The organism is Pedobacter sp., assembly GCF_045627485.1.
Lineage (GTDB): Bacteria > Bacteroidota > Bacteroidia > Sphingobacteriales > Sphingobacteriaceae > Pedobacter.
This window is the reverse complement of the sequence record NZ_JAZQNU010000094.1, coordinates 1-8,923: the sequence shown is the minus strand read 5'-3', so window position 1 is coordinate 8,923 and position 8,923 is coordinate 1. Positions and strand designations below refer to the sequence as shown.

At 40.2% G+C, this 8,923-nt stretch carries 7 protein-coding genes and 1 pseudogene; all 8 read left to right on the top strand.

The annotated features are described in order from the left end of the window. Positions 1 to 229 precede the first annotated feature (229 nt). Positions 230 to 1,210, top strand: coding sequence for a PstS family phosphate ABC transporter substrate-binding protein (locus ACR2F3_RS07240; RefSeq protein WP_432709314.1), 981 nt, complete (start codon positions 230 to 232; stop codon positions 1,208 to 1,210). A 2-nt stretch (positions 1,211 to 1,212) separates the two neighbouring features. Then, positions 1,213 to 2,100, top strand: a complete 888-nt coding sequence (gene pstC / locus ACR2F3_RS07235; RefSeq protein WP_432709313.1) for a phosphate ABC transporter permease subunit PstC — start codon at positions 1,213 to 1,215, stop codon at positions 2,098 to 2,100. After that, positions 2,093 to 2,956, top strand: a complete 864-nt coding sequence (gene pstA, locus ACR2F3_RS07230) for a phosphate ABC transporter permease PstA (RefSeq protein ID WP_432709312.1) — start codon at positions 2,093 to 2,095, stop codon at positions 2,954 to 2,956. The genes pstC and pstA overlap by 8 nt, the downstream gene beginning before the upstream one ends. Further along, the gene (gene pstB, locus ACR2F3_RS07225; protein ID WP_432709311.1) at positions 2,932 to 3,726 is read left to right on the top strand and encodes a phosphate ABC transporter ATP-binding protein PstB; all 795 of its coding nucleotides are present in this window, start codon (positions 2,932 to 2,934) and stop codon (positions 3,724 to 3,726) included. Before pstA ends, pstB begins: the two co-directional genes overlap by 25 nt. Positions 3,727 to 3,741: 15 nt before the next feature. Next, positions 3,742 to 4,395 (top strand): phosphate signaling complex protein PhoU, encoded by a 654-nt coding sequence (gene phoU / locus ACR2F3_RS07220; RefSeq protein ID WP_432709310.1) that lies wholly within the window; start codon positions 3,742 to 3,744, stop codon positions 4,393 to 4,395. Positions 4,396 to 4,495: 100 nt separating this feature from the next. Continuing rightward, the gene (locus tag ACR2F3_RS07215) at positions 4,496 to 5,338 is read left to right on the top strand and encodes a glycosyltransferase family 2 protein (RefSeq protein ID WP_432709309.1); all 843 of its coding nucleotides are present in this window, start codon (positions 4,496 to 4,498) and stop codon (positions 5,336 to 5,338) included. Between the two features lie 250 nt (positions 5,339 to 5,588). Next, positions 5,589 to 8,579 carry a SusC/RagA family TonB-linked outer membrane protein gene (locus ACR2F3_RS07210; protein WP_432709308.1) on the top strand — a complete coding sequence of 997 codons (2,991 nt, stop codon included), beginning with the start codon at positions 5,589 to 5,591 and terminating at the stop codon, positions 8,577 to 8,579. Positions 8,580 to 8,597: 18 nt separating this feature from the next. Then, positions 8,598 to 8,923: pseudogene (locus ACR2F3_RS07205) on the top strand (RagB/SusD family nutrient uptake outer membrane protein); the annotation flags it as partial.

Here is an 8,923-nt window from a genome sequence, read left to right as displayed (position 1 = left end):
ACCTATGTCGTTGTTGGGATTGCAAAGCTACAACAATATATTTATCATGCAAATTTATTTCAAGAAATAAATAAAAACACTCTCGAGGAGGTGTTAAATTAATGTTAACGTCATCCTAAGTTTTCATTAAGTTTAAGTTGTCGCGTTGACAATTACTTAGCCTTATGGTATCTTTGGAATTGTCTGGAACTACATAAGTTCCTTAAAATATTCAACTTAACTGTCTATAATGTCTAAAGTCTACCTTCTGTTGTGCTGTTCTATTTTTTTGACATCTTGTTTTAAGAGTTATAAAGGTAAAATCAACATCGACGGGTCAAGTAGCGTATATCCATTGACAGAAGCTGTAGCTGAAGAGTTTAGAAGCGAGGATCCAGACATCAGAGTTACTGTTGGGATTTCGGGAACTGGTGGAGGTTTCAAAAAATTCCTGCGGGGAGAAACCGATATTAGTAATGCCTCACGTCCAATCAGTCCAAAAGAATTAGCAGAAAGCAAAAGACTCGGCATTGATTTTATTGAGATACCGATATGTTACGATGGTATGGCCATTGTAGTGAGCCCCAAAAACAGTTTCGTAGATGATATTACAGTAGCAGAATTAAAGAAAATGTGGTCGCCCGAAAGCCAGCGCAAGATTAAGTCTTGGAAACAGGTTCGCGAAAGCTGGCCAGATGTACCCTTAAACTTATACGGTGCCGGCACTTCATCTGGAACTTATGACTATTTCACAGAAGCCATTAATGGCAAAGCAAAAGCTTCCCGTGGTGATTACACCGCAAGTGAGGATGACAACGTATTGGTACAGGGCGTAACCTCAGATGTTGGTGGTTTAGGCTATTTTGGGCTGGCATATTATACAGAAAACAAAGCTAAACTTAGGCTTGTTCCAGTTAAGCAACACGCGACAAGTGAAGCGGTTTATCCCACTGATTCTACTGTGCAACATGGTAAATACCAGCCACTCGCACGCCCGGAATTTATTTATGTGAATGCGAAATCGGCAAAAAAGCCCTACGTGCGGGCATTTGTGAAATTCTATTTAGCAAATGCAGCAGCGCTTGCGAAGGAGGTTGGTTATATCCCGCTTCCCGAAGAAGCTTACCGTTTATCCTATCAGCGTTTTCTGGAGGGTAAAACAGGGTCAGTATTTGAAAATAAATCTGTCGTTAGTGCAAACCTTTTACAACTTCTTTCTATCAACCCCTAAAGATGTACAAGTCAAAAAGAATTTCTGAGAAGTTAATGGAGCTGCTAATGGTGTTATGTAGCATGGTGTCTATATTAACTACCATTGGAATCGTGGTTGTTCTTTCTCTTGATACCTATAAGTTTTTTGCTGAAGTATCCTTAATCGATTTCTTAACAGACTCGCAATGGACGCCACTGTTTGAAGATAAACATTTTGGAATATTATCGCTTCTTTCGGGTACAGTACTCACCACGGCTATTGCTGTTTTGGTTGCCGTGCCAGTAGGGATTACCATTGCTGTTTATTTAAATGAATACGCTTCGAAGCGTTTTACGGCGGTGGTAAAACCATTACTGGAAATACTGGCTTCCATACCTACTGTAGTTTATGGTTTTTTTGCATTGCAGTTTGTGACCCCCTTGCTGCAACAATTCATTCCAGGGTTAGGAGGCTTCAATGCCTTATCGCCAGGTTTGGTAATGGGCGTTATGATTATTCCGTATATCACCTCATTAAGTGAGGATGCACTGCGTGCGGTGCCTAAATCTTTGCGTGAGGCATCGTATGGCTTAGGCGCTAACCGTTTTCAAACGGCCTTTAAAGTGATTGTGCCAGCGGCGAACTCTGGTATTATTGTGTCGGTAATTCTGGCCATTTCCAGGGCACTCGGCGAAACCATGATTGTTGCTATTGCTGCTGGACAACAGCCGAAACTGACTTTAAACCCATTGGAATCTGTAGAAACCATTACCACCTACATAGTACAGGTGAGTATGGGCGATGTGCCACAGGATTCTTTAGAATACCGCACAATTTTCGCTGCCGGTATTACTCTTTTTATTTTCACTTTCCTATTGAATAATGTTAGTTACTGGATCAGGAAAAAATACCAACAGCGCTATGAGTAAAGGAGGTTTAATGAGTCCTAAAACAAAGGATAGTATCTTTAAAGTTTTCGCTATATTATGTACAGGTTTAGGCTTGCTCACCCTAGTGGTGCTGCTGTCGGTGATTGTTTATAAGGGTGCGGGCCGTCTTAACTGGTCTTTTTTTACCAGCCTGCCCTCCAGGAATCCTGAAGAATCGGGTATCTATACCGCATTAGCGGGTATGGTGAGCCTGCTGGTTTTTACCCTGGCAATTGCCCTGCCGATTGGTATTTTATCTGGAATATATTTGGAGGAGTATGGAAAAAGAAGCCGGTTTGCCAGAGTTATAGAAATTAATATATCCAATCTTGCTGGTGTTCCCTCTGTAATTTATGGTATTTTGGGTTTGCAGGTGTTTGTGAGGTGGTGTGAAATGGGAAATAGCATTTTAGCAGCCGCCTGTACTTTAGCTTTATTAATTATGCCGGTAATCATTGTATCTACCAGGGAAGCAATAAAAGCAGTACCCAACTCCTTAAGAGAAGCAGCATATGGATTAGGCGCCACTAAATGGCAAACCATTAGACGCGTGGTTGTTCCTGCCTCTTTTGGAGGTATTTTAACGGGAGTGATTTTATCTGTATCTAGGGCCATTGGCGAAACAGCTCCCTTAATTGTTGTTGGTGCATTGGCGTATGTTCCTTTTATTCCAGAAGGACCAATGGATCAGTTTACCTCACTTCCGATACAGATTTTTAATTGGACTACAAGGCCGCAACAGGGCTTTATTGTGAACGCTGCGGCGGGAATCATTGTACTGTTATTATTTACCTTAATACTAAATGGTATTGCAATTTACTTTAGAAACAGATGGCAAAAGAGAACGTTAATTTAAGAGAGAGTGGTTACGGTGTATTTAAATTAAAGGCCAAGGACCTCAATTTACATTACGGTCCTAAACATGCTTTGAAAAATATATCTATCAATATTTTGCCCAATACGGTAACGGCGTTTATTGGTCCGTCTGGTTGCGGTAAGTCGACGTTTTTACGCTGTTTTAACCGTATGAATGATCTGATTGAGAATGTTAAAATAGAAGGGCAGGTGCTGATTGATGATGTTGACATTTACAACAACTTAATAGACGTATACGAGTATCGGAAGAAGATAGGTATGGTATTTCAGAAGCCCAATCCTTTTCCTAAATCTATTTTTGAAAACGTTGCTTTTGGTCTTCGGATCAATGGGGAGAGCTCTAAAGCTGTAATAGAAGCAGCAGTGGAAACGGCACTTAAAAAATCTGCGCTATGGGACGAAGTAAAAGACAATTTGCACAAGTCGGCCATGGCCTTATCAGGAGGACAGCAGCAACGATTGTGTATTGCACGAGCGATTGCGGTTAAACCTTCAGTTTTACTGATGGACGAACCTGCTTCGGCATTGGATCCGATATCAACTGCCAAAATTGAGCAACTTATCTATGAACTTAAAGATCAGTTTACCATTGTAATCGTTACACATAATATGCAGCAGGCTGCTCGGGTAAGTGATAAAACTGCTTTTTTCTACATGGGTGAGTTAGTAGAATTCGACAGCACCGACAAAATATTCACCAACCCAACTAAAGATGCTACCCAGAATTATATTACCGGTAGATTTGGTTAATAAAACTTAAACGAAATGACGCCTATACAAGCACAACTTGACCTGTTAAAGTCTGATATCACTGCCATGTGGACCCTGGTAATCTCACAATTACACAAATCATTACATTCGGCAAAAACCTTTGATAAGGATTTCTCGCGTGAAGTGATCGCAAATGAAAAAAGGGTAAACTCCATGGAGCTAAATATCGACCGGAATTGTGAGAACCTTTTTGCCCTTTTTAACCCAGTAGCCATCGACCTGCGCTTTGTGTTGGCTACGCTAAAGATTAATAATAACCTGGAGCGGATTGGCGATATTGCAGAGGGCATCAGCAAGTTGATCATCAGCGAGAAACATGCCTTTGATCCAGAACTATTAAGGGTGACTCATTTTATAGAAATGTATGAAGCGGCAATAGACATAGTACAGGATGTATTAGATGCGTTTGACCAGGAGAATACCAAATTGGCTAGAAGTATTTTTATTAAGGACGAAATGCTTGATGATATTAACGCCGCAGTGAATGGTATTCTTACGGATTATATAAAGGAACATCCTGATAAAACTGACCAGGCACTTAATGTATTGTCCATCATCCGTAAATTAGAAAGGGTGGGCGACCAGAGTAAGAATATCGCTGAAGAGATTATTTTTTATCTTGAAGCCAAAGTGCTGAAGCACAATTAATCATCAAGAGCAGGTAAAACATTTTATTTCATTTTAGTTATGCATATTGCGAAAATCTGTAAGTATATTTGCAGAGTTAACGCCACTATAACTATAAAGAATGCTCTCGTTAAAAAAATTGTTCTCCATTTTTGATAAGAAAGATATCCCTGTTAGTGATCAAAAATATTACTTTTCAATATGCTGTATTGTTAAAGATGAAAACGATTATATAGCTGAATGGATAGATTACCATCAAAAAGTTGGTGTAGAACATTTTTACATTTATGATAATGGAAGTAAAAATCCTATAAGAGAAACGATAGCCTCTTTAAATTACGGCCATGTCGCTACAGTAATAGAATTTCCAGGCAAGACCAAGCAAGTGCCTGCTTATAGACATTGCTTAAAACATTTTGGTAGGACTTCACAGTGGATTGCATTTATAGATATGGATGAGTTTATTTTTCCAAAAACTGAAGATTCAGACCTGAGGAAGTTCATGCAGAAGTATGAACCCTATGGAGGCCTGGGTGTTTCATGGTTAATATTCGGCTCAAACGGACATGTCAAAAAACCTGCTGGTCGGCAACTGGAAAATTTCACCATGCGTTCGGAAACTAGTTTCATTGCAAATACCCATATAAAAAGCATAGTTCAGCCACGATTTGTAAAATCAGAATCTAATGCCCATAGCTTTAAATATCTTAAGAACTACGATTGTGTAAATGAGCATTTTGAAGCCACTGAAGGCTGGTACTCTCCTAATTCAGTAGACACCATTCAGCTTAATCATTATTACTGTAGGTCTTTAGAGGAGTATCACCAAAAGGTTACACGCGGAAATTGCGACACTAAGCGCGCAAGAAAGCTGGAGGCATTCTACACTCATAATCAAGAGTCAAATGCAGTAGAAGATACTGAAATATTAAAAGTATATAAAAAAGCATTAGAGTACGTTTAAGCCCGTGTTTAAATCCGCCTAAAATTCGTTCCTCTTTACTGTCCTCTCCACTTCTAATTTGCCTCATTCATTCTGCTTTTTTACCGGCGGTGTCCTCTGCATGCCAGCTATTTGGTTATTACCATAATTGCGCGAAGGTTGTTGATAATTAAATGTCTGATAAATAATAAATTAATGAATTAACTATATACATTTATATATAGTAAAAAATCAATCAACCAAATATTAGATTAAACTATCTATTCATTTTATGAAATTAAAAGCAGTTAAACGCCTCCGATTTTTATTCTTAATCGGTTTGGTTAGTTCAGCAGGGCCGCTGTATGCCCAGCAAGTCCCGGTGAAGGGTGTAGTACAAGACATATCGGGAACCCCATTGCCCGGGGTAATTATCAGGGCAGAACACTTACCTTCAGGTAAATTAGTAACAGCACGCACGTCTAACGACGGCCAATTTTTAATTCAGGAACTAACTGCAGGTGGGCCATATCGTTTTATTTTTAGTTATGTAGGATTTCAGGCAGATACTCTGTCTAATTACACACTTAGTGCCGGTAAACCTTTGTCTTTAAGTTTGAAATTAAAAGAACAACAAACAAGTTTACAGGAAGTAGTAATTGGGTATGGGAAAAGTAAAAGGAATGAAATAACTGGCGCCGTAAGCTCCCTTAAAGCAGAGGATTTTAATAAAGGGGTAGTGAGTTCGCCAGGTCAGCTTTTACAAGGTAAAGTTGCTGGTTTAAACGTAACCCGAAGTGGAAATCCCAATGATAAACCTGCGGTTATTTTGAGGGGCCCGTCGAGTTTCAGGGAAGGTGCACAGGAACCATTTTATGTTATTGATGGGGTACCGGGTGCGTCCATTGATTTGATTGCACCGGATGATATCATTGGAATGGAGGTGTTAAAAGACGCTTCTGCTACAGCAATTTATGGTTCAAGGGCAGCAAATGGTGTCATTATGGTGAACACCAGGCGTGCTGTTCAAGGTGAACCGAGATTGAATTATAACGGTTACGCGGCAAGTGAGACTATATCTAATCAGATTACCATGGCAAATGGCGATCAATTACGTACTTATTTAAATGCTGCCGGTAAAGTGCTTGATGCGAATAATGATGATGGCAGTAATACCAATTGGTTGAAAGAAGTAACCAGAACAGGAATCTCTCATAATCATAATGTTAATTTAAGTGGGAGCGGCGCCAATTCTTCCTACAGTGGCAGTATCAACTACTTAAGTAACGAAGGGATTATCAGAACATCAGCCATGGAACGCTTTATCGTAACAGGTAACATGGAACAAAGGATGTTCAGTGATAGGTTACGTGTAAATTTAAATGTAACAAATAGTAATACAACGAATGACAGAATAGCTACTCAGGTTTATAATAACATGTTCACTTATTTGCCTACCGTAGGTGTGAGAAACGCGCAAGGCGCATATACCGAAGATTATACCCGTACTACTGGAACAGGGGGGTACTACAATCCTGTTGGCTTACTGTACAACAATACGATACAAGGCAAAACCAATCTCTACCTGGTTAACGGATCGGCCAAGGTGAATATTCTTGAAGGATTGGATTTTACGACCATGTTATCCATGCAAAAAGAACAAATCCATGATAACTTATATCATAATCGTGCATCAATGTTATCTCAGGGCTTCAATGGTTATGCCGAACGGGGATCTGTAGAGCATACGCAGAAGATTATGGAAGCTTATTTTAATTACGACCGTACCTATGGCGATCACCAAATGAGGTTACTTGCGGGTTATTCCTGGCAGGAAAACCGTAACGGTGATGGTTTTCAAACCTCCGGCCGCAACTTTGTATCGGACGATTTATTATGGAATAATTTAGGATTAAGTAATGGTAACGGTACAACGGTGGTCAACTATGGCACGAATGCGATTTCTACTTTACGGTTAATCTCTTTTTATGGCAGGGCAATGTATGATTACAAAGGTAAATACCTGTTGCAGGCTTCGTTAAGGCGAGATGGTTCTTCTGCATTTGGTATCAATAACCGTTGGGGTATGTTCCCTTCGGTGTCTGCCGGATGGAATCTGGACCGCGAAAACTTTATGAAGGGCGCTAGTTTTGTTAATACCCTGAAGCTACGTGCCGGTTATGGCGAGTCGGGTAATTCTGTGGGTTTTGATGCCTATACGGCAAGGTTGATTTATGGCACCCAGGATGCTACTTATTTCTATTACGATGGGAAATGGATTAACGCTATTGGACCTACACAAAATGACAATCCTAACTTAAAATGGGAGCGTACGGCTACCATAAACATTGGATTAGACTTTGGCTTATTTAATAACAAATTATCTGGTGCGCTGGAAGTTTATGACAAAAGGACTTCTGATCTGATTGCGCCTTATACTGTTTCTACTACCCAATATCCTTATAACCAGCTTACTGCCAATGTTGGTGAGATGAGTAATAAAGGGATTGAATTAACGCTAAACACCAGTGTCATCAATAAGAGTAATTTCAGCTGGAACACCACGGTCAATTTATCGCATAATAAAAACGAGATTACCTCGATTTCAAACGATACTTTTCAATCGGGAGAATTTTTTACTGCTAATTTCAGTGGTCGCGGTCAGTCGGGCATAAGTGGTTTCCAGATTATCAGAGAAGGCCTTCCTTTAGGCTCGTTTTATACCCTGCGGTATGCGGGTAAAAATGAGGCTGGTGTATCTATGTTTTATGATAAAGATGGTAACGCATCGACCACTAATACCGGGTTTGAACATTTTGCGGTAACAGGATCTGCACAGCCTGATCTTCTGTTTGGCTGGAACAACACCTTAAGGTATAAGAAATTTGATTTTAATGTGTTCATTAGGGGAGTAACAGGTAATAAGATTCTTAATGCCACCATCGCGGACATGAATGCACCTATTTATGCGCACCAGACTAATATTCCGGTGGTAACGCTTGATGAAGCAAGTAACGATAATACTGCACAGTTCGTGTCGGATCGCTACTTGGAAGACGGATCATACATCAGGCTGGACAATGCCACCCTGGGATATATTTTTAAAATTAAAGGGGCAAAAACACTCCGTATATATGGCTCTGGGAACAACCTGTTGATCATTACCAAGTACAATGGCGTAGATCCTGAGATCAATATGGCCGGACAAACCCCAGGTATCGATAACCGTAATTTCTATCCTAAAACACGCTCATTTATCGTTGGGCTAAACATGAGTCTTTAATCTTCTATTTGAACTAAAATGAAACGAAATATTACCATAGCTGCCCTAGCCCTATTAACGTTAGGCAGCTGCACCAAGTTGGATGTCGCGGTAGAATCAAAGTTGACGAGCGATAATTTTCCTAAATCTGAGGAGGCTTTTGTAGCGGCCACAGGTACCGTATATCAGAAGTTTACCCGGAGTTATGGCGTGGACATCTGGCGCATGAATGAATTTACCACTGAAGAAGCGATTATTACGGCCAGAAATGGTGGTTATTATGATCAGGGAAGGTATATTTCCATGCATAAACACAGTTGGACAACGGCAGATCCTTCAGTGCAGAGTACATGGGAGTGGGGTTA